We start from the raw sequence: 20,299 nt of genomic DNA on the forward strand, positions 1-20,299 counted from the left end.
ATCACCTACTGGCGCTCGTGCAGCATCAGCTGGCGGGCGGCCTCGGCGATCGAGCCGGACAACGACGGGTAGATCGTGATCGTGTGGGCCAGCTGGTCGACCGTCAGGTTGTTCTCGATCGCCATCGTGATCGGCAGGATGAGCTCGCTCGCCTTCGGCGCCACCACGACCCCGCCGACGATCTGGCCCGTCGCCGGGCGGCAGAAGAGCTTGACGAAGCCGTCGCGCAGGCCCGCCATCTTGGCGCGGGCGTTGCCGGTGAGCGGCAGCATCACCTGGCGGGCCGGGACCTTGCCGGCGTCCACGTCGTCCTGGGACACCCCGACGGTCGCCAGTTCCGGGTCGGTGAAGACGTTGGCGGAGACCGTACGCAGCCGCAGCGGCGCGACGGCCTCGCCCATGGCGTGCCAGATGGCGATGCGGCCCTGCATGGCGGCGACGCTGGCCAGCGGCAGGACGCCGGTGCAGTCGCCGGCCGCGTAGATGCCCGGCACGTTGGTGCGTGACACCCGGTCGACGGTGACGTAGCCGCCCTGGGCCACGTCCACGCCGTACTCGCGCAGGCCCAGGTCGGCGGTGTTCGGCACGGCGCCCACCGCCATCAGGGCGTGGGAGCCGGTGACGACCCGGCCGTCGGCGAGGGTGACCTCGACGCCGTCGCCGGTGTTCACGACCGAGTCGGCGCGGGACTGGTTGAGGATGGTCATGCCGCGCTCGCGGAAGACCCTCTCGATCGCCATGGCGGCGTCGGCGTCCTCGTGCGGCATGACGCGCTCGCGGCTGGAGACGAGGGTCACGTCGACGCCCATCGCCAGGTAGGCGCTGGCGAACTCGGCGCCGGTCACGCCGGAGCCGATCACCACGAGGTGGGAGGGCAGCTCGGTGAGGTCGTACACCTGACGCCAGTCGAGGATGCGCTCGCCGTCGGGGACGGCCGTACGCAGGACGCGCGGGGTGGCGCCGGTGGCCAGCAGGACCGTGGCGGCGTCGACCGCGTACGTCGAGCCGCCGTCCGGGGTGATCAGCACCTGGTGGGTGTGGCCGAGGGTGTCCTCGCCCAGCCGGGCCCGCCCCTGCACCACGTCCACACCGGCCTTGACCAGCTTGGTCTGGATGTCCCCGGACTGGGCGAGCGCGAGCTTCTTCACCCGTTCGTTGACCGCCGCGGCGTCGACGGTCACCCCTTCGAGGCCCGCGGAGCGGACGCCGAAGCTCTCGTTGTGGCGGTAGCCGGTCACGACCTCCGAGCTGGCGATGAACGTCTTGGAGGGGACACAGTCCGAGAGCACGCACGCTCCGCCGGCGCCGTCGGCCTCGACGAGGGTCACGTCCGCGTCGAGCTGCGCGGCGACGAGGGCCGCCTCGTACCCGCCCGGCCCACCGCCGATGATCACGATCCGACTCACGCGCTCTACCTCCATTGTTACGTTTCGTCACTTACGTGACTCAGTTGTGCCGACACGCACGCCTCGTATTCTCCCCCAACGTGGTGCCGGGCTATCGTCATCGCCGTGGGTCATTACGCCGCGTACGGTTCCAACCTTGATCCCGCCCGGATGCGGGCCTATTGTCCGCACTCGCCGATGGTGGGTGTCGGGTGGGTCGAGGGCTGGCGGCTGACCTTCGCCGGGGAGGGCGACCTGGGCTGGGAGGGCGCGGTCACCACGATCGTCGAGTCCCCCGGCGACCGGGTCTTCGTCGCCCTCTACGACGTGCACCCGTGGGACGCGGCTCAGCTCGACGAGGTCGAGGGCGTGACCGCGGGGGCGTACCAGAAGCTCACCGTGCGCGTCTCAACGCTGGAGGGCGACCTGAGCGCCTGGGTCTACGTCTTCGACGGCTACGAGGGCGGCATGCCCACGGCGTGGTATCTCTCGGAGATCGCGAACGCCGCCGAGAAGGCCGGGGCCCCCGACGACTACGTCTCCGAGCTGCGCCAGCGCCCGACCCGCACCTCCTCGCCGGAGATCTAGATCCGGCGCTGGTAGATGTTCGCCGCGTAGAGCGGGTGCATGCCGACCGCGTGGTAGAGCCGCGCGGCCTTGGTCGGGTTCGCCATGTCGACACCCAGGCCGGCCCGGGTGCACCCGCGCGCGGCGTAGGCCGCGAACGCCCGGCGCAGCAGGGCCTCACCCACACCCCTTCTCCGGTACGCCCGGAGCACCGCGAGATACCGCACCCAGCCATCCTCGGCCGCGGACTCCGACGACTGGAGCACCCCGGCCCACTCGCCATCCGCGAAGGCCACGAACCACTCGCCGGAGGCCTCGCCGGCCTGGGACCGCCACGCCTCGTATCCGGCGGTCGGGTGGTCGCTGTCGGCGAACGCCTCGGCGATGGTCGCGTGGAACCGGCGGAGCTCACCGGCGCCCACGGGCCGTACGGTGATCCCGGCGGGCGGTTCCGGCGCGACGGGTGACACACCCTCGAGCGACATGGTCATGCGGGCGTGCTGCTTGAGGAACGTGAATCCGGCGTCGGTCAGCGTCTCGATCCACGCCTTCTCGGTCGGGATCGCGCCCGCCCGTACCGTGTAGCTCTCGTGGCCGAACTCCGCACCGCGCTCGGCGGCGCGGGCGAGCAGCAGCTCCAGCAGCGGACGCTGCGCCGGGACGCCGCGTCCCGGCCAGACGTAGACCTCGAGGAAGTCGCGGTCGCCGCGGTCGACGTTGTGCGGGTACGCCCAGCCGACCACGGCGCCGTCCGCGTCGAGAGCGAGCCAGCAGTCCCGGGCCATGTCGGTGTTCGGGCCGGTCAGCGCCTCCCGGACCTCGTCGACGGTGAAGTCGGGCTCGCCGACCGCCGCGACGTCGCTCGCGTGGGCCAGGGCCAGGATCTCGGGGATGTCGTCGAGGGTCGGCCGGCGCGTGCGCCAGCCGGCAGGCAGGTGGGTCACCGCGCCAGCCTGCCTCATCTCCCGAGGCGATGCGACAGGGATTCGAGCAGGCCGATCAGCTCGACGCGCTCGGCGCGGTCGAGGGCGGCGTATGCCTGACCGGCCAGCGACCCCGCGACCGACTCCGCCCACATGAGACGCCGCACGAGGGGCCCGGCGGGCGGGTACGGCGGCTGCCAGCCGAACGCCACCGCGCCGGTCTCCCCCTCCGGCCCGGCGATGATCGCCTGCAGCGGGGTGAGGCCGCTGGCCCGTACGGCCACGACGTGCACGCCCAGCCAGTGTTCGTGCATCAGGTGGAGCAGGACCGCGCCCTGCGCCCCCGGCGACGCGTCCGGGACCGGCATCGCGCGCCATGCGGCGAACAGCGGGAGCCCGGCACAGTCCACAGCGGACACGACGCGCCTGGAGAGGTCGAGCAGGCGGGTGAGGCGGGGAAAACCGCCGAGCTGGTCGACGCCCCACCGGCAGAGCTCGTGCAGGTGCCAGGTGGCGACCTCGACGGGCGGGATGGTCTTCGCCGCCGCCTCCCAGCCGTCGGTCACGGCCTCGGGGGCGATGAAGCCGAGCGCGGCCGCGACGGTCTCCGGGCGTACGTCACCGAGCGCGCCGGCGCGGGCCGACACGTGGTACGCCCACCCGGACAGTCCCATCAACCGCGCGCGGCGCAGCGTCTGCGGGGACTCGGCGAACGCCCCGACGAGGGACGTCAGTCCCGGCCGGGCATTGGCGGCTGCCTGTTCGGGGGTCACACGAGGAGATTCTGCTCTCCCCGGCCGATTCTGGAAAACCGTCCTTCAGTCGGGTTCGTCGGCATCGAGGTCCTCGAGGGCCGCTTCGACGTCGCCGACCCGCCGGCGCGCGGCCGACGCGTCGCGTTCCGCGGAGCGCCGGGCCAGCTTGCGGCGGGACACCTCGGCCTGGGCGACGATGCGCTGGCGTTCCAGCTCGGCGATCTGTTCCTCCAGCTCGTCGACGGCCTGGCTCGCCGCGAGCTCGGCTTCCTCGGCGTCCTCCAGGGCGCTCTTCGCCTTGCGGTCGGCAGCCCGCGCCGCGGTGAGTTCCTTGCGTAGTTCGCGGCGCTTCGCCGCGCGCTCGTCCCGGGCCTTCTGCTCGGCGCGACGCCGTCGCTCCTCCAGCAGGGGGACGCGCTTGGGTTTCTCCTGCTCGGCCGGGGCCGGGAGCTCGGGCGCGGCGGCGGGTTCGTCCTCGGCCGTGACCAGGCGCAGGCGGGGTCGGGGGACCTCGCCGAAGCCGGCGTACGTGGCGGCCTTGACCAGGCGGCCGCTGCGCACCTGCTCGGCGACGTCCGGCTCGGCCAGGGCCGCGCTGAGCGTCGCCTCGACCTCGGCCATCGGCAGCTTCGCGCCGCGCAGCGCCGGGTCCTCCTCGACGGCGAGCTGCTGCGCGGCCCGGACCAGGGCGGTGACGGCCTGCCGGCGCTGCTGGGAAAGCTCGCGCAGGTCGTCGCCGCGCAGGCTGCGCTGGGCCTGGCGCAGGGCCGTGGCAAGCTCGACGAGGTCGTCGATGAGCTCGGGCCGGCGCAGGGCGAGCAGGTTGACGAGCCAGGCCGCCACGGTGGGTTTGCGCAGGGCGGCGAGGCGCTTGGCCGCCTCTTTGTCGCCGGCCTTGCGGGCGGCGGCGACCGCGGCGGCCCGGCCCGCGACGAAGCCGTCCGGCGGCGCCTCGTACAGCCGCCGGATCAGCTCGTCGGTGTCCGCGGGCGCGCCCATGTCAGGAGATCGTGGTGCCGGGCGCGACCTGCGCGTACGTCGTGCCGCCGAGGCGTTCCAGGTGGCCGTTGGAGATGCCCGCGCCGGTCTCGGTGAGCAGGGCGTCGTGCAGCGCGTACGCCCGCCCCGGCCGGACCGCCCGGACGAAGTCGATCGCCTCGCTGAGCTTCATCCAGGGCGCGTTCAACGGCACGAACAGCGTGCCGACCTCCTCGTCCGGGACCGTGAACGAGTCACCGGGCGTGTACGCCGAGTCGGTGCCGTCGGACACGAGGTAGCCGAGGTTGGCGATGCGCGGGATGTCGTCGTGGATCACCGCGTGCCGGCCCCCGTACGCCCGGACCGTGAAACCCGCGGCGTCGAACTGGGCGCCCGGCTCCACGGCGGTCACCTTGCCGGCGAAGCCGCCGAGGGTGGGCAGGACGTCGGCGTGGGCGTAGACGGCGAGCTCCGGCCGGGCCGTGAGGGCCTCGGTGAGGGCGTCCACGTCCACGTGGTCGAAGTGCTCGTGAGTGACGAGGACGGCGTCCGCGCCGGCGAGGGCCGAGCGCTCGCTGAAGGCCCCGGGATCCACGACGAGCACGCCGTCGCCCTCGAACCGCAAGCAGGAATGCGTGAACTTCGTGACGCGCACGGGTCTCCTCCGCTGCCGAATCGTGACCGTCCAACCCGCAGTCTGCCGGAACCGGCGGGCGTGCGCCGCACGTCCCAGGCTCCAGACCTCACGGGGCAAGGAGAATCACCATGGCGAGTGCGACATATACCAGACCATCACGCGCACGGCACCGGCTGGCCGCCGGCCTCTGCGTCACCGCGACGGCCGCCGCGCTCGCGCTGGCCGGTTGCAGCGGCGGCAGCAGCACCGACTCGGCGGCGACGTCGAGCCGCGGCGAAGGCATCGCCGGACCGGCCCCGGCCGAGCGGGAAGGCGGGCCCGCGCAGGGCGGTGCCGGGCCCGACCAGGCCGGCCCCGCGGCGCCGCAGGGCAAGGACACCGCGGCCGAGGCGCCCAGGCTCAGCCTGGAGGAGCGGGCGATCGTCTACACCGGGTCGATCACCGTACGGGTGCAGGACGTCGGCATCGCCGCCGCGCGGGCCACCGGCATCGTGACGGGCGCGGGCGGGTTCGTCGGCGGCGACAAGCGCAGCAGCTCGGGTCAGGACGGGCCCTCCGACGCCACGCTGACCCTGCGAGTGCCGGCGGCCAAGTTCTACGCCGTGGTGAACCAGCTCGCCGGGCTCGGCAAGGAGGAGGGCCGCGGCATCGACACCGACGATGTCACCGAGGAGACGGTGGACCTGCGGGCCCGGATCGCGACCCAGCAGGCCCGGGTGGCCAGCGGCCGCAAACTGCTCGCCCAGGCCAAGTCCCTGGAGGACCTGGTGATGCTGGAGCGCGAGGTGGCGACCCGGGAGGCCGATCTCGCGTCGCTGCAGGCGAAGCAGCGCCGGCTCGCGGATCTGACCGCACTGTCCACGATCACCCTCGTGCTGCTGGACCCGGAGCCCGAGGCGGCGCCGGAGGACGACGATCCGGCCGGGTTCCTCGCCGGGCTGCGCAACGGCTGGACCGGCCTGCTCGCCTCGCTCGGCGTGGTGGCCACCGTCCTGGGCTGGTTGCTGCCGTGGCTCCTGGCCCTCGGCGTGCCGGCGTGGGCCGCCGTCCACTTCGTACGGCGCCGCCGGCGGCTGCGGCCCGCGGTCGCGACGGCCGCCCCGGCCGAGACGCAATAGCGTCAGAAGGCGCCGGTCGCCAGGGCCGCCAGGGCGGTGTGCACCATGACCCGCACGCCGTAGCCGATGCAGCGCTCGTCCACGTCGAAGTTGCTCTGGTGCAGGTCGTACTTGGCCTCGACCCCCGGCGTGCCGGTGCCCAGCCGGATCATCGCGCCGGGCACGTTCTCCAGGTAGAAGGCGAAGTCCTCGCCGCCCATGCTGATCTCGGCCTCGACCACCCGGTCGGCGCCGAGCGCGGCGCCGGCGGCGCCCGCGATGACCGCGGCGGCCATCCGGTCGTTGATCACCGGCGGGACGCCGCGGTTGTAGACGACCTCGGCCTCGGCGCCGGTGGCCGCGACCACGTCGCGGATCAGCTTGGTGATGAGCTCCGGGGCCTCCCGCCACGCCTCCCGGTTGAGGATGCGCACGGTGCCCAGCGCCTCGCCCTCCCCCGGGATGGCGTTGAACGCCTGCCCGGCCTTCACGGCGCCCCACACCATCGACACCCCGGCGCGCGGGTCGACGCGGCGGTCCAGCAGCGCCGGCACGTCGACGATCACCCGGCCGAGCGCGTGCACCAGGTCGGCGGTGAGGTGCGGCCGGGCGGTGTGGCCACCGGGGCCGGTGAGCCGCACCCGGATGGTGTCGGCGGCCGCGGTGAACGGGCCCGAGCGGACGCCGACCAGGCCGGCCGGGAGCTGCGGATAGCAGTGCAGCGCGAAGATCGCGGCCACGTCCTTGAGCGCGCCGGCCTCGATGACCTCCGGCGCCCCGGAGGGCACGCACTCCTCGGCGGGCTGGAAGATCAGGCGCACCCGGCCGGGCAGCTCGCCCTGCTCGTTCAGCTGGGCCAGGGCCAGGCCGAGCCCGAGCAGGACCGTGGTGTGCACGTCGTGGCCGCAGGCGTGCGCCACCTTCTCGACCGTGGAGCGGTACGGCACGTCCTTGGTGTCCTGCAGCGGCAGCGCGTCCAGATCGGCGCGGAAGGCGATCACCCGGTCGCCCTGGCCGATGTCGCAGATCAGACCGTTGCCCTTGGGCAGCAGCTGGGGGCTGAGCCCGGCGACGGCGAGCTCCCGGGCGACGAGCGCGGCGGTCTCGAACTCGGCGTTCGACGGCTCGGGGTGCGCATGGATGTGACGGCGGATGGCCACCAGCTCGGCGCCCCGCGTGGCCAGCCAGCGGTCGAGCTGCCCGGGCAGGGGCTCGGCCCCGGGTGGCGGGCCCGGGAAGGGTGCCGTCTCCGCGCCCTCGGGCGCCGTCAATGCACTCGTCACGTCGGTTTCTCTATCGCTCTCGAGGTTTGGGCCACTTTCGGCAACGCGCGATAGCCTAGACCCATTTCGGTGACGCTGTGCAACGCCATTACCGTACGGATCGCGTCGCGCACTGTCACGAAAGCCCTGATAGGCGCGATCTCCGGCGGTCATCCGACCCACCACCTCCTACAACAACGGGTTACGAATGTAGGAGGTGACGCGGTTCAAAATCCGTCACTGTCAGAAGTGTTCCACGGGGTGGTACACCCCCCAGACGCCGCGCAGCGTGTGGCAGACCTCTCCCACCGTGGCACGCCGGCGCAAGGCCTCGCGCATCGGTGGCAGGACGTTGTCCGTGCCCTCGGCGGCCTTGCGCAGGTCGGCGAGCGCCGCCTCGACCGCCGAGCCGTCCCGCTCGGCGCGCAGGGTGGCGAGCCGGGCGGCCTGGTCGGCCTCGATCTTCGGGTCGACGCGCAGCGGCTCGTACTTCTCCTCCTCGTCGACGCCGAAGCGGTTCACCCCGACCACGACCCGCTCGCCGCCGTCGATCTCCTGGGAGATCCGGTACGCCGACGTCTCGATCTCCTGCTTCTGGAAGCCCTGCTCGATCGCGTCGACCGCCGAGCCGTGCGAGAAGACCCGCTCGATGAGCGCGGTGGCGGCCGCCTCCACCTGGTCGGTCATGGCCTCGATGACGTACGAGCCGGCGAACGGGTCCACGGTGTCGACCAGGCCGGTCTCGTACGCCAGCACCTGCTGGGTCCGCAGCGCCAGCCGCGCCGACTTCTCGGTGGGCAGCGCGATCGCCTCGTCGTAGGCGTTGGTGTGCAGCGACTGGGTGCCGCCGGCGACGGCACCGAGGGCCTGCACCGCGACGCGTACCAGATTGACCTCGGGCTGCTGCGCGGTGAGCTGGACCCCCGCGGTCTGGGTGTGGAACCGCAGCATCTGGGACTTGGGGTTCTTCGCGCCGAACTCGTCGCGCATGATCCGGGCCCACATGCGCCGGGCGGCCCGGAACTTGGCGATCTCCTCGAGCAGCGTGGTGCGGGCGACGAAGAAGAAGGACAGCCGGGGCGCGAAGTCGTCCACCGCGAGGCCGGCGGCGATCGCGGCGCGGACGTACTCGATGCCGTTGGCGAGGGTGAACGCGATCTCCTGCGCGGGCGACGCGCCGGCCTCGGCCATGTGGTAGCCGGAGATCGAGATCGTGTTCCACTTCGGGATCTCGGTCCGGCAGTACGCGAAGGTGTCCGCCACCAGCCGCAGCGACGGCTTGGGCGGGAAGATGTACGTCCCCCGGGCGATGTACTCCTTGAGGATGTCGTTCTGGATCGTGCCCTGCAGGGCCGACCCGGGCACGCCCTGCTCCTCGGCGACGAGCTGGTAGAGCAGGAGCAGCACCGACCCGGGCGCGTTGATCGTCATCGACGTGGACACCTTGTCCAGCGGGATGTCGTGGAAGAGCCGCCGCATGTCGTCGAGGGAGTCGATGGCGACGCCGACCTTGCCGACCTCGCCGTGGGCGATCGGGTCGTCGGAGTCGTAGCCCATCTGGGTCGGCAGGTCGAACGCGACCGACAGGCCCATCGTCCCGGCCTTGAGCAGCTGGTGGTAGCGGGCGTTGGACTCGGCCGCGGTGCCGAAGCCGGCGTACTGCCGCATGGTCCACGGCCGCTTGGTGTACATCGTCGGATAGACACCGCGGGTGTACGGATACTCGCCGGGCCGGCCGAGCTTGCCGTCCACGTCGTCGGGCAGGTCGCCGCTGTCGTACACCGGCTTGATCTCGAACCCGGATTCTGCGTTCACCCCACGGATCCTAAAGCGTCGTTCAGCTCCGTGGTGCGTGAGGGATTTTGCACACACCGTCCGATAAGTTCCACTCTGCGCGACGCCACCACCACGCACCGTCGAGATCCAGATAACACCCGCCCAGCGGCTTTTCGAATGGGGGTGCGAACCGGCAAGATAGCGGGGTTGACCGACCGCCCCCTAAACCCCCTTCGGTGGCAGCTACGTGACTCAGATCCCGACGTGGAGCAGTGGCGACACCGCTCCGATCAGCGGACGTGCCGCCCCGGGCACGCTCATCGGCGGGCGGTACACGCTGCGCGCAGCGGTCGGGCACGGCGGCATGGGCACGGTCTGGCGTGCCGCCGACACCCTGCTGCGGCGCGACGTGGCCATCAAGGAGGTCATCCTTCCGCCCGGCCTGGCGCCCAGCGACCGCGACGCGATGTACGAGCGCACCATGCGCGAGGCGCGCGCCGCGGCGGCCCTGCAACACCCGGCCGTGGTGCAGGTCTACGACGTCGTGCACGAGAACGGCCGGCCCTGGATCGTCATGGAGCTGCTGGAGGCGCGCAGCCTCGCCGACATGGTGATCGAGGACGGCCCGGTCGCGGCCCGGGTGGTCGCGAAGATCGGCATCGCCCTGCTCGGCGCCCTCGAGGTGGCGCACGCGCACGGCGTGCTGCACCGCGACGTCAAGCCGGCCAACGTGCTGATCTGCACCGACGGCCGCTGCGTGCTCACCGACTTCGGCGTCGCCCGGATGCCCACCGACGTGCAGCTCACCACGCCCGGCATGGTCCTCGGCTCGCCGCACTTCATCTCGCCCGAGCGCGCCATGGGCAGCGACTTCGGCCCGCCCAGCGACCTGTTCTCGCTGGGCGTCACGCTCTACACCGCGATCGAGGGCCGGCCGCCGTTCGACAAGGGCGACCCCATCGAGACGATGCACGCCGTCGTCGAGGACCCGCCCACCCCGGCGGTGCGCGCCGGCTCGCTGACCCCGGTGCTGATGGGCCTGCTGGAGAAGGACCCGGCCCGCCGCTTCGACGTGCAGACCGCCCGCACCATGCTGCGCCAGCAGCTCGCCGGCCCGCTGGCCAGCAAGGCCCCGCCACACCTGATGACGGACCCCTACTCGGTCGTCCCGTCGCAGCGCCCGCCGGCCGCCGAGACCCAGCCCATCCCGCCGCAGCCCCAGCCCACCGGCCAGATCGGCGGCCGGGCCATGCTGGCGCCCGGCGAGTCGCTGTCGGGGCACCTGGCCAAGATCAAGCGCAACGGCGGCGAGGCCGGGTCCCAGCGGGCCGCCGCCGGCCCGGCCGCGGCCGGCCAGCCGACCGGGGCCTACCCGGGACCCCGGCAGAACGGCGACACCACCAGCGTGATCCCGCCGGCGACCGACGGCGACACCACCAGCGTGATCCCTCCTCGGCAGCAGTGGGACGGCGCCCGGGCCGCCCGCGAGCCGATGGCCGGCGGCACCGTCGTCATGAGCCCCGGCGCCAAGCGCAAGGCGCTCATCGACAAGGCCGTCGCCACCGCCCGCGAGACCACCGGCCGGGCCGTCACCACGGTGCGTGGCTGGCCCCGCAACACCCAGCTCGCCGCCGGCGGTGGCGTGGCGGCGCTGCTGGTGCTCGTGCTCGTGCTGGCCCTGTCCGGGGGCGGCGACGACGCCACGACCCCCACCGCCGCCGCCGGGCCGCAGCCCAGCGCGGCCGCCGCGGCGCCGCCGTTCCCCACGGTCTCCTACAAGGGCCGCGGCACGAGCGTGTCGGTGCCCAAGGGCTGGACCAAGAGGAGCGGCGGCAGCTGGGTCGACTACGTCGACGAGGGAGCCGACCGCAAGGTCCGGCTGCTGGTCGAGTCGGGCAACGGCACGCCGCAGGGCTTCCTGAAGATCGCGGAGAAGAACCTCAAGAAGAGGAGCTCGAGCTGCCCGAAGCCCTACGCGCAGATCGGCCTCACCGACCGCACCATCGCCGGCCAGCCCGGCGCCGTCCTCGAGTACACCTGCAGCGACGAGCGGCACGGCCTCTGGGGCGCGGTGATGCACGACGGCAAGGCGTACTCCTTCTACCTGACGAGCACGGAGGACCAGTTCGCCGAGAGCAAGCCGGTCTTCGAGGAACTGGTCCGGACCTTCACCCTCGGCTGAGGGCCGAAATCGCCAGGGCAAGAGCAGGTGAGAGCGCCTGTCGTGCTATCCACATGGCATGGCAACTGACGACCTTCGCACCCTGGCCGAGACGTGGCTGGCCGATGATCCGGATCCGGCCGGCCGCGACGAGATCCGGGCGCTGCTCGACCGGCTCCCGGACAGCGCCGCCGAGCTCGCCGACCGGTTCGCCGGCCCGCTGACCTTCGGGACCGCCGGCCTGCGCGGCCGGCTCCGGGCCGGGCCGAACGGCATGAACCTCGCGGTCGTCACCCGCGCCGCGGCCGGCCTGGTCGGCTGGCTCGCCGACCAGGGCGGCGAGGGCCCCCTGATCATCGGGTACGACGCGCGGCACGGCTCGCGGCAGTTCGCCGAGCAGACCGCCCGGGTGGCCACCGCCGCCGGGCGCGAGGCGCTGGTGCTGCCGCGCCCGCTGCCGACGCCGGTGCTGGCGTACGCGGTGCGCAAGCTCGGCGCCGTGGCCGGCGTCATGGTCACCGCCAGCCACAACCCGCCGCAGGACAACGGCTACAAGGTCTACCTGGGCGCGCAGCTCGGCGGCCCCGGCGGCGCCGGCGCCCAGATCGTGCCGCCCGCCGACGCCGGCATCGAGGCCGCCATCCAGGCGGTCGGGACGCTGGCCGAGGTCAAGCTCGGCGATCCGGGCACGGTCCTGGGCGAGGACATCGTCCAGGGGTACGTGGACAGCGCGGCGGCCGTGATCCCGGCCGGTGCCCGCGAGCTGAAGGTCGCGTACACGCCGCTGCACGGCGTGGGCGGGCGGGTGCTGGTGGAGGCCTTCCTCGCCGCCGGGTTCGCCGCACCCGCGGTCGTGGCCGAGCAGTTCGAGCCCGATCCGGAGTTCACCACGGTGGCGTTCCCCAACCCGGAGGAGCCGGGGGCGATGGACCTGCTCCTCGCGCTGGCCACGGCCGAGGACGCGGACCTGGCCATCGCCAACGACCCGGACGCGGACCGCTGCGCGGTGGCGATCCCGGTCGGCGAGGACGGCGGCTGGCGGCCGCTGCGCGGCGACGAGCTGGGCCTGCTGCTGGCCGACCACCTGATCCGCCGCGGCACGCCGGGCACGTACGCCACCACGATCGTGTCGTCGACCCAGCTCAAGGCGCTGTGCGCGGCCCGGGAGACGCCGTACGCCGAGACCCTCACCGGCTTCAAGTGGATCGTCCGCGGCGCCGAGGAGCTGGCCTTCGGCTACGAGGAGGCGCTCGGTTACTGCGTGGCCCCCGACCTGGTCCGCGACAAGGACGGCATCACCGCCGCCCTGACCGTGGCCGAGCTCGCCGCCACCCTCAAGGCCGAGGGCAAGTCGCTGCGGGACCGGCTGGACGAGCTCGACACCGAGCTGGGCGTGCACCGCACCGACCAGGTGTCGGTCCGGGTCGACGACCTCGCCGAGATCACCCGCGCGATGGCGCACGTCCGGGCGAACCCGCCCGCGGCGCTGCTCGGCCAGCCGGTGACCGAGGTCGAGGACCGGGCACCGGCGGCCGACGTGCTGACGCTGCGGACCGCGGGTGCCCGGGTCGTCATCCGCCCCTCGGGCACGGAGCCGAAGCTCAAGGCGTACCTGGAGGTGGTCGAGCCGGTCGGGACGGGCAAGCTGGCCGACGCCCAGTTCCGTTCCGGGGTGGGCATGGCCCAGCTCCGCAAGGAGGTCTCGGCCGCCCTGGGCCTGTGACGCGAACGCCGCCGCGCCCGCTCTGCGTTCGCGAGGGGCGCGGCGGCGATTCTGTCGCACCGGCCCCCTCTGCGTTCGCGATGGACGCGGCGGCGATGTCGTCGCAGCGGCCGCGGGGCGCCCGCGCCGCGCGCAATCTCTCGCGGCCGGCGCCGCGCGGGACTCCCACCGCGGTGGGCGCGGCGCCGCCTACGGCGTCTTGGGGGCGCCCAGAGCGGCGGTGATGGCGCGGCTCAGCGTGGCCACCACGAGCGCGACGCTGGGGCGCACGATGGAGTCCTCGATGTTGGTGCCGGCGGCGAAGCCGGCGCCGCTGGCGATCTCCTCCAGGCGCTCGTGGGCGCGGGCCTGTTCCTCGGGCGGGAGCCGCAGGGCGGGCTCCATCCGCGTCGCCACCAGCAGCGTCGCCAGGGCGGCGGTGCGCTCGTCCGGCATCGCGTCGGTGATCAGCGCGTCGGCGAGCCGCTTGCGGATCTCGGCCTCGCACGCCGGGTCGGTGGTCGGGTAGCGGTGCACGTGGATGGCCCCGAGCTGGGTCTCGTCGACGTCGCGGATCACGCCCCGCGACACCAGGTCCTCGAGGACCCGCTCGCGCAGCCGGTGGCGCAGCCGCTGGACCCACTGCGCCGGCGTGTGCGGGGTGTCCCCGGCCGCCTTGGCCAGCACCAGGTCGGCGATCGGCTCGCCGGTCGGCGTCGCGTCCGTGACGACGAGGTTGCCGTTGACGTAGGCGATCCTGCCGGCCAGCGCCAGATCGACCAGCACCGCCGCGGCCATGCCGAGATCCAGTCCGATGCGGGAACCGGTCGCCTTGCCGGTCTGGTCGTCGTACGCGAGGAGGAGGAGCTCCTCAGCGAGCGCGATGGAGGTCATGGCTCACGAGGATAGTGGCCGGGCAACAGTCCCGCGTTCCGGGCGCGAGCGGCGATTCCCCGCCCGGACCGGCCGGCCGGGGCACCCACCCGGCGAGGTCGGGCAGCGCCCCGGCGAACAGGCGTCCAGACCTGGCAAACCGGGCGTTTACCCGTCTCGCGGGCCGCCCGGGACCTCACCGGCTGTAGTCTATGATGCTGGCACGCCGAGCCTGCTTCACATCCTGCACTCAGCGCGCCGGCGCCTCGAGGTGGTGCGCCGGACGGCAAGCGACCGCCCAGTCCCTCGTCGCGCTCCGCGGCGATCGCCCGAGGCGACTGGAGAGCCCCCCCCAGACGACCCGGAAGGTAGGTACCCGTGACCTCGCCTACTCCTCGGCCCGATGTCACGGTCATCGTGATCACCTACAACGACGCCGCCCGCGTCGAGACGGCGGTCCGCTCGGTTCTCGACCAATCGCTACGCAGCCACGAGGTCGTCGTCGTCGACGACCACAGCACCGACGGCACCCCGGCCGTGATGGCGCGGCTCGTCGCGCAGTACCCCGACCGGGTCCGCTCGCTGCGGCTGGAGGAGAACTCCGGTGCCGCCGGCCGGCCCCGCAACGTCGGCATCGAGCAGGCCGCCGGGCGGTACGTCATGTTCCTGGACAGCGACGACACGCTCGACCCGCACGCCTGCCGCAACCTGCTGGCCATGGCCGAGCGCTCCGGCGCGGACATGGTCGTCGGCCGGTGCGTCCGCAGGGACGTGCTGACCGGCAGCGAGCAGGCCTGGATGCCGTGGCTCGTCCAGCGCCAGGTCGTGCACGAGTCGCTGTCCGACCAGCCCGACCTGCTGTACGACGTACTCTCCACGAACAAGCTCTACCGCCACGACTTCCTCGTCCGGGAGAACCTCCGTTTCCCCGAGGGCCGGCTCTACGAGGACAACCTGTTCTCGGCGCACGCCTACCTGACGGCGAAGAAGATCGCGGTGATTCCCCAGCGCGTCTACACGTGGAACGTGGAGCGCAAGGCCGCCACGCTGTCCATCACCAACCGCGCCGGCGACCAGCGCAACCTGGTCGACCGCATCGCCGTCGCGCAGGAGATCGACAAGCTGCTCGCCGAGTACGGGACCGCCGAGCTGCGGCTGCAGAAGGACATCCGGTTCATCGAGAACGACCTGCGGACCCACCTCGCGGGGCTGAGCGGGATGCCGGAAGAGACCCAGCGCACCATGGTCGGCATCGCCCGGCCGTACGTGGAGACACTCGATCCGGAGGCTTTCCGGCAGGCCAAGCCGCTGCCCGCGATCGCCGCGTACCTGACGCGCGTGGGCGACCACGCCGGCGTCGCCGCGGTCCACGACTACATGGTGTCCCGGGGCCAGCGGGCGGTCCTGCGGACCGACCTCACCATCCACGACGGCCGGGTGTTCTGGTGCGACCGCCACCTGGACGACCCGCTGGGCCGCGAGATCCTCGACATCACCTCGCTCGGCCTCCAGGATCTCCCGCTGGAGAAGCTGCGGCTGGGCAGCGACATCGTCGACGTCCAGACCGCGGGCGACGAGGTGACCCTCCAGGGCGTCCTGGTCAACCCGCTGGGCCGCATCCCCGGCAAGAAGACCACCGCCAAGCTCGTCCTCAAGGACCGCCGCGGGTCGCGCCGCACCTTCACCGTGCCGGCGCGCCTCGACGTCGACGAGACCCGGGTGCGGTGGACGGCCCGGTTCACGCCCGCCAAGGACCTGCGCCCGATCGGCTTCGTGGACCCGATCTACTCGATGCACCTGCGCCTCACCGCCGGGCACGACGCGACGGAGCTGCATCTGTTCGCCGAGCCGTCCGTGCTGGAGAAGCTCGTCCTTCCGGTACGGCCACGGCTGACCCGGGTCGCCGCCGACGTGCTGGAGGGATACGCGACGGATGCCCGCTCCGTCGCGCTGCGGATGGCGGCGTCCGGGCGTGCGGCCGTCCTCGGCGGTTCCACCATCTCCCGGGTGCGCGCCACCAAGCTGGGCGGGCTGACCTGGAACGCGGTCCGCGGCCTGCAACGGGAGACGCTCTCCTTCCTGGAGCGCCGGACCACCAAGATGGCGCTGTACGACAACGTGTTCACCAAGGTGCCGATCGACAAGCGGACCGTCGTCTTCGAAAGCCACATGGGCAAGCAGTTCTCGGACAGTCCCCGGGCGATCTACGAGGAGCTCAAGCGGTCCGGCGTCGACTTCCGTGCCGTCTGGTCGTACTCCGCCAAGCATCCGACGGGCTTCCCCGCCGGCGTCAAGCTCGTACGCCGGCAGTCGCTGGCGTACCTGCGCGAACTGGGCCGTGCCGCGTTCTGGGTGGACAACCAGGGCTTCCCGTTCGACATCAAGAAGCGCCCGGGCACCACGTACATCCAGACCTGGCACGGGTCCGCGTTCAAGCGGATGGGCTTCGACGAGGCGGCCATCAAGAGCCAGACGGCGGCCAAGCAGCGGCGCCTGCAGAACGCGATCGACCGGTTCGACGTCTTCCTGGTGCGCACCGAGCACGACGTGCGCACCTTGACCAAGGGTCTGCGGGTCGGCGCGGAGCTGATGCGGGTGGGCTACCCGCGCAACGACGCACTGGTGCGCAACGAGAACGGCGCCGAGGTGGCGGAGCTGCGCCGGACGCTCGGCCTGACCGACGACCGCCGGGTGGTGCTGTACGCCCCGACGTTCCGCCCGCAGGAGCTCGGGCGGGGCTCATCCGGCCTGCAGTTGCCGTTCTCCCTCGACGAGTTCGTCGAGCGTTTCGGCGAGGACACCGTGCTGCTCGTCCGGCCGCACTACCTGACTCACTTCGCCCTTCCCCCGAAATACGGTCACACCGTACGTAACGCGGCACACATCCATGACGTCACGCCGCTGCTGGAAATCTCGGACGCTCTCATCACCGACTACTCGTCGCTGATGTTCGACTACGCCCTGCTGGATCGCCCGATGATCTTCCACGTGCCCGACTACGAGGACTACGTCGGCAGCAGCCGCGGCTCCTACTTCGACCTGGCCAGCGTCGCGCCGGGCCCGCTGACCCGGACCTCCGACGACCTCCTCGCGGCGATCGCCGACCTGGACCAGCTCGCCGGCCGCTACGCCGACCAACGCAAGTCCTTCGTCTCGCAGTTCGGCGAGTACGACACGGGGAACGCCGCCAAGGCAGTCGTCGACCGTTTCTTCCGTCCGGAGGGACACCGTGGCTGAGACCCGGGACATCTTCATCGTCTGCAACAGCGTCAACGAGCTCGGCGGCCTGGTCCAGTGGGCACACGACGTCGCCCGGCTCTTCACCGCGCGCGGCCACCGGGTCCGGTTGATCGGAGTCGAGCCCGCCACCGAGGCGCGTGACTACGGGTCGGACCTGCCGTACCCGACGATCACGCTGCACGCCCGCCACCTGCCCCGGCGCCGCAAGACGGTGGGCCTGGACCGGTTCAAGCCGGCCGTCCGGCGGCGCAACCGCCTGCGCGAGACGCTCCAGGAGCAGGGCGCCCGGCAGCTGACCGCACTGTTCCGGGAGGCCGGCCCCGGCGCCGTGGTGATCGCCGCCCAGGTGTGGGCGATGGAGTGGGTCGTCCGCGCCGACACCACCGGCATGACGGTGATCGGCATGTCCCACGAGTCCTTCGAGGCGACCCGCAACAGCAGCCGGTACGCCCGCGTCCTGCAGTACTACACCCGGGCCGACATCCACCTGGCGCTCACCGACGCCGACGCGGACGCCTGGGCCCGGGCCGGCATGACCAACGTCGGCGCGATGCCGAACCCGCTGATGACCGTGCCGAAGACGCTGCCGACGCTGGACGAGAAGACGGTGGTCACGCTGCGCCGGCTCTCCCACGACAAGGGCATCGACATGCTGCTGGAGGCGTGGGCACTCGTGGCTCCGCAGCATCCGGACTGGGACCTGAAGATCTACGGGGCCGGCCCCGACGAGGCGCAGCTCCGGGCGCAGGCCCGCGAGCTGGGCCTCGACGACACGCCGATCTTCCAGGGCAAGACCAACGACATCGACGCCGCGCTCTCCGCCGCGTCGATCTACGCCCTGCCGTCCCGGGAGGAGGGCTTCCCGATCGCCGTCATGGAGGCCATGGCGTACGGCCTGCCCACGGTCGCGTTCGACTGCGCCCCCGGCATCCGGGAACTGATCGACGACGAGGTCAGCGGCGGCATCGTCGTCACGGCCGGCAACGTCCTCGGCATGGCCGCCGCCCTGGAACGCCTCATCAAGGACGCCGACCTCCGCAAGCGCCTGGGCTCCGCCGGCCAGCAATCGGTCCGCCGCTTCTCCCCCGACTCCATCATCGACCGCTGGGAAGCCCTCTTCGCCTTCCTGGAGCGCTGATCCCCACAGGGGTAAGCGCAACCCACGTCGGATTTGCGCCCGTCGGTGTCGAGGGCGCCGAAACAGACAAGGCGCTCTTTGCCGTGGTCTGTTTCGGTGTCCTCGACACCGACCTCTTGGGGCACGAATCCCCATCCCGGCGGAGCCGGGATCAGAAGCGGGGCATCCCGCCGAACTGGCGGTCGCCGGCGTCGCCGAGTCCCGGAACGATGTACATCTTGTCGTTCAGCCCCTCGTCGATGCTGGCGGTCACCAGCCGCAGCGGGAGGCCGGAGTCCTTCAAGCGCTGGATGCCCTCGGGTGCGGCCAGCACGCAGCAGATGGTCACGTCCGTGCAGCCGCGGTCGACCAGGAGCTGGCAGCAGTGCACGAGCGAGCCGCCGGTGGCCACCATCGGGTCGAGGACGAGCACGGGCAGGCCGCTGAGGTCGCCCGGCAGGGACTCCATGTAGGCGCGCGGCTCGTAGGTGTCCTCGTCGCGGGCCAGGCCGACGAAGCCCATGGACGACTCGGGGAGCAGGGCCAGCGCGGAGTCGGCCATGCCGAGCCCGGCGCGCAGCACGGGCACGATGAGCGGCGGGTTGGCCAGCCGGGTGCCCTGGGTCGGCGCGACCGGGGTGCTGATCGGGAACTGCTCGACGGCGAAGGCGCGGGCGGCCTCGTAGACGACCATGGTGGTGAGCTCGTGCAGGGCGGCGCGGAACACGCCGGAGTCCGTCCTGGCGTCGCGCATGACGGTGAGTCGGGTCTGGGCCAGCGGGTGATCAACGACAAGTACGTCCACGTCGCTCAACCTACCGGGGTTATCCAAGATCAACTGTCGGTGGGCTGCGTAGAATCCCTCTCATGACTGCGACGACGACGTCGAGGCTGTCCGACCTGTCCGATTCTTCCTTCAACCTCCGGTCTTTCCTGCACGGACTGCCCGGGGTCGACAAGGTAGGGGTCGAGGCGCGGGCGGCGGCGCTCGGCACCCGGTCGGTGAAGACCAGCGCCAAGGCGGCCGCCATCGACCTCGCGATCCGCATGGTCGACCTGACCACCCTCGAGGGCGCCGACACGCCCGGCAAGGTGCGCGCCCTGTCCGCCAAGGCGGTGCGCCCGGATCCGGCGGACCCGAGCTGCCCCCGGGTCGCGGCGGTCTGCGTCTATCCCGCGATGGTCCCGGTCGCCGCCGAGGTGTTGCGCGGCACCGGGGTCCACCTGGCGAGCGTGGCCACCGCCTTCCCGTCCGGGCAGGCGCCGCTGGACGTCAAGCTCGCCGACACCCGGGACGCCGTCGCGGGCGGCGCCGACGAGATCGACATGGTGATCAGCCGGGGCGCGTTCCTCGCCGGGCGCTACGAGCACGTGTTCGACGAGATCGTCGCGGTGAAGCAGGCGTGCGGCTCCGCGCACCTCAAGGTGATCCTCGAGACCGGCGAGCTGGGGACGTACGACAACGTCCGCCGCGCCTCCTGGCTGGCGATGCTGGCCGGCGCCGACTTCATCAAGACCTCCACCGGCAAGGTGCCGGTGGCGGCGACCCTGCCCGTCACGCTCGTGATGCTCGAGGCGGTCCGCGACTACCGGGCCCGCACCGGCCGCCAGGTCGGGGTCAAGCCGGCCGGCGGCATCCGCACCACCAAGGACGCCATCAAGTACCTGGTGATGATCAACGAGACCGTCGGCGACGACTGGCTCGACCCGGACTGGTTCCGCTTCGGCGCCTCCTCGCTGCTCAACGACCTGCTGATGCAGCGCACGAAGATCGCGACCGGCCACTACTCCGGCCCCGACTACTTCACCCTGGATTGAGCCGGCCG

At 72.3% G+C, this 20,299-nt stretch carries 16 protein-coding genes; 7 read left to right on the forward strand and 9 right to left on the reverse strand.

Annotated elements, in window-relative coordinates; genetic code table 11:
• Nucleotides 1-5 precede the first annotated feature (5 nt).
• Nucleotides 6-1,406 (reverse strand): NAD(P)H-quinone dehydrogenase, encoded by a 1,401-nt coding sequence (locus IEY99_RS02875; RefSeq protein ID WP_189199084.1) that lies wholly within the window; start codon nucleotides 1,404-1,406, stop codon nucleotides 6-8.
• 105 nt (nucleotides 1,407-1,511) lie between these two features.
• Between IEY99_RS02875 and IEY99_RS02880 the strand changes: the two genes are divergently transcribed.
• Nucleotides 1,512-1,973 carry a gamma-glutamylcyclotransferase gene (locus tag IEY99_RS02880; RefSeq protein WP_189199085.1) on the forward strand — a complete coding sequence of 154 codons (462 nt, stop codon included), beginning with the start codon at nucleotides 1,512-1,514 and terminating at the stop codon, nucleotides 1,971-1,973.
• Here the strand turns inward: IEY99_RS02880 and IEY99_RS02885 are convergent.
• The 4 genes from IEY99_RS02885 to IEY99_RS02900 are packed head-to-tail and all read right to left on the reverse strand — an operon-like array spanning nucleotide 1,970 to nucleotide 5,263.
• Nucleotides 1,970-2,896 (reverse strand): GNAT family N-acetyltransferase, encoded by a 927-nt coding sequence (locus tag IEY99_RS02885; protein WP_189199086.1) that lies wholly within the window; start codon nucleotides 2,894-2,896, stop codon nucleotides 1,970-1,972. The genes IEY99_RS02880 and IEY99_RS02885 overlap by 4 nt on opposite strands.
• Before the next feature lie 14 nt (nucleotides 2,897-2,910).
• Nucleotides 2,911-3,648, reverse strand: coding sequence for an SCO6745 family protein (locus IEY99_RS02890; protein WP_189199087.1), 738 nt, complete (start codon nucleotides 3,646-3,648; stop codon nucleotides 2,911-2,913).
• Nucleotides 3,649-3,693: 45 nt separating this feature from the next.
• On the reverse strand, nucleotides 3,694-4,629 hold the full coding sequence (locus IEY99_RS02895) for a hypothetical protein (RefSeq protein ID WP_189199088.1): 936 nt from the start codon (nucleotides 4,627-4,629) through the stop codon (nucleotides 3,694-3,696).
• A gap of 1 nt (nucleotide 4,630) precedes the next feature.
• Nucleotides 4,631-5,263 carry an MBL fold metallo-hydrolase gene (locus IEY99_RS02900; RefSeq protein ID WP_189199089.1) on the reverse strand — a complete coding sequence of 211 codons (633 nt, stop codon included), beginning with the start codon at nucleotides 5,261-5,263 and terminating at the stop codon, nucleotides 4,631-4,633.
• Between the two features lie 110 nt (nucleotides 5,264-5,373).
• On the opposite strand from IEY99_RS02900, the gene IEY99_RS02905 reads away from it, so the two are divergent.
• Nucleotides 5,374-6,363, forward strand: a complete 990-nt coding sequence (locus tag IEY99_RS02905) for a DUF4349 domain-containing protein (RefSeq protein WP_189199090.1) — start codon at nucleotides 5,374-5,376, stop codon at nucleotides 6,361-6,363.
• Between the two features lie 2 nt (nucleotides 6,364-6,365).
• On the opposite strand, the gene IEY99_RS02910 is transcribed toward IEY99_RS02905, so the two are convergent.
• Nucleotides 6,366-7,625, reverse strand: a complete 1,260-nt coding sequence (locus IEY99_RS02910) for an amidohydrolase (protein ID WP_189199091.1) — start codon at nucleotides 7,623-7,625, stop codon at nucleotides 6,366-6,368.
• 222 nt (nucleotides 7,626-7,847) lie between these two features.
• Nucleotides 7,848-9,419: an acyl-CoA mutase large subunit family protein gene (locus tag IEY99_RS02915; RefSeq protein WP_189199092.1), complete on the reverse strand. Its 1,572-nt coding sequence runs from the start codon at nucleotides 9,417-9,419 to the stop codon at nucleotides 7,848-7,850.
• Between the two features lie 208 nt (nucleotides 9,420-9,627).
• Here IEY99_RS02915 and IEY99_RS02920 point away from each other — a divergent pair, with 208 nt between their 5' ends.
• Both IEY99_RS02920 and IEY99_RS02925 read left to right on the forward strand, forming a co-directional pair.
• Nucleotides 9,628-11,562, forward strand: coding sequence for a serine/threonine-protein kinase (locus IEY99_RS02920; RefSeq protein ID WP_189199093.1), 1,935 nt, complete (start codon nucleotides 9,628-9,630; stop codon nucleotides 11,560-11,562).
• 58 nt (nucleotides 11,563-11,620) lie between these two features.
• Complete coding sequence (locus IEY99_RS02925) at nucleotides 11,621-13,264, forward strand: phospho-sugar mutase (RefSeq protein WP_189199094.1); 1,644 nt, start codon at nucleotides 11,621-11,623, stop codon at nucleotides 13,262-13,264.
• A gap of 189 nt (nucleotides 13,265-13,453) precedes the next feature.
• On the opposite strand, the gene IEY99_RS02930 is transcribed toward IEY99_RS02925, so the two are convergent.
• Nucleotides 13,454-14,137: a GOLPH3/VPS74 family protein gene (locus IEY99_RS02930; RefSeq protein ID WP_189199095.1), complete on the reverse strand. Its 684-nt coding sequence runs from the start codon at nucleotides 14,135-14,137 to the stop codon at nucleotides 13,454-13,456.
• 357 nt (nucleotides 14,138-14,494) lie between these two features.
• Here IEY99_RS02930 and IEY99_RS02935 point away from each other — a divergent pair, with 357 nt between their 5' ends.
• Together IEY99_RS02935 and IEY99_RS02940 are read left to right on the forward strand one after the other, a co-directional pair.
• The gene (locus IEY99_RS02935) at nucleotides 14,495-17,353 is read left to right on the forward strand and encodes a bifunctional glycosyltransferase/CDP-glycerol:glycerophosphate glycerophosphotransferase (protein ID WP_189199096.1); all 2,859 of its coding nucleotides are present in this window, start codon (nucleotides 14,495-14,497) and stop codon (nucleotides 17,351-17,353) included.
• Nucleotides 17,346-18,494 carry a glycosyltransferase gene (locus tag IEY99_RS02940; RefSeq protein WP_189199097.1) on the forward strand — a complete coding sequence of 383 codons (1,149 nt, stop codon included), beginning with the start codon at nucleotides 17,346-17,348 and terminating at the stop codon, nucleotides 18,492-18,494. Before IEY99_RS02935 ends, IEY99_RS02940 begins: the two co-directional genes overlap by 8 nt.
• Before the next feature lie 151 nt (nucleotides 18,495-18,645).
• Here IEY99_RS02940 and upp read toward each other — a convergent pair whose 3' ends face one another.
• The gene (upp, locus tag IEY99_RS02945) at nucleotides 18,646-19,278 is read right to left on the reverse strand and encodes a uracil phosphoribosyltransferase (RefSeq protein ID WP_189199098.1); all 633 of its coding nucleotides are present in this window, start codon (nucleotides 19,276-19,278) and stop codon (nucleotides 18,646-18,648) included.
• 62 nt (nucleotides 19,279-19,340) lie between these two features.
• On the opposite strand from upp, the gene deoC reads away from it, so the two are divergent.
• The gene (deoC, locus tag IEY99_RS02950) at nucleotides 19,341-20,291 is read left to right on the forward strand and encodes a deoxyribose-phosphate aldolase (protein WP_189199099.1); all 951 of its coding nucleotides are present in this window, start codon (nucleotides 19,341-19,343) and stop codon (nucleotides 20,289-20,291) included.
• The last annotated feature ends 8 nt before the right edge of the window (nucleotides 20,292-20,299 follow it).

The sequence above is a fragment of the Couchioplanes azureus genome (assembly GCF_014648355.1).
Classification (GTDB): domain Bacteria; phylum Actinomycetota; class Actinomycetes; order Mycobacteriales; family Micromonosporaceae; genus Actinoplanes; species Actinoplanes azureus.

What these genes read in the sequence shown, in the direction of transcription:
- IEY99_RS02895 (WP_189199088.1), bottom strand. Translation starts at nt 4,629, where the DNA reads ATGGGCGCGCCCGCGGACACCGACGAGCTGATCCGGCGGCTGTACGAG.
- IEY99_RS02905 (WP_189199090.1), top strand. Translation starts at nt 5,374, where the DNA reads ATGGCGAGTGCGACATATACCAGACCATCACGCGCACGGCACCGGCTG.
- IEY99_RS02925 (WP_189199094.1), top strand. Translation starts at nt 11,621, where the DNA reads ATGGCAACTGACGACCTTCGCACCCTGGCCGAGACGTGGCTGGCCGAT.
- IEY99_RS02930 (WP_189199095.1), bottom strand. Translation starts at nt 14,137, where the DNA reads ATGACCTCCATCGCGCTCGCTGAGGAGCTCCTCCTCCTCGCGTACGAC.
- deoC (WP_189199099.1), top strand. Translation starts at nt 19,341, where the DNA reads ATGACTGCGACGACGACGTCGAGGCTGTCCGACCTGTCCGATTCTTCC.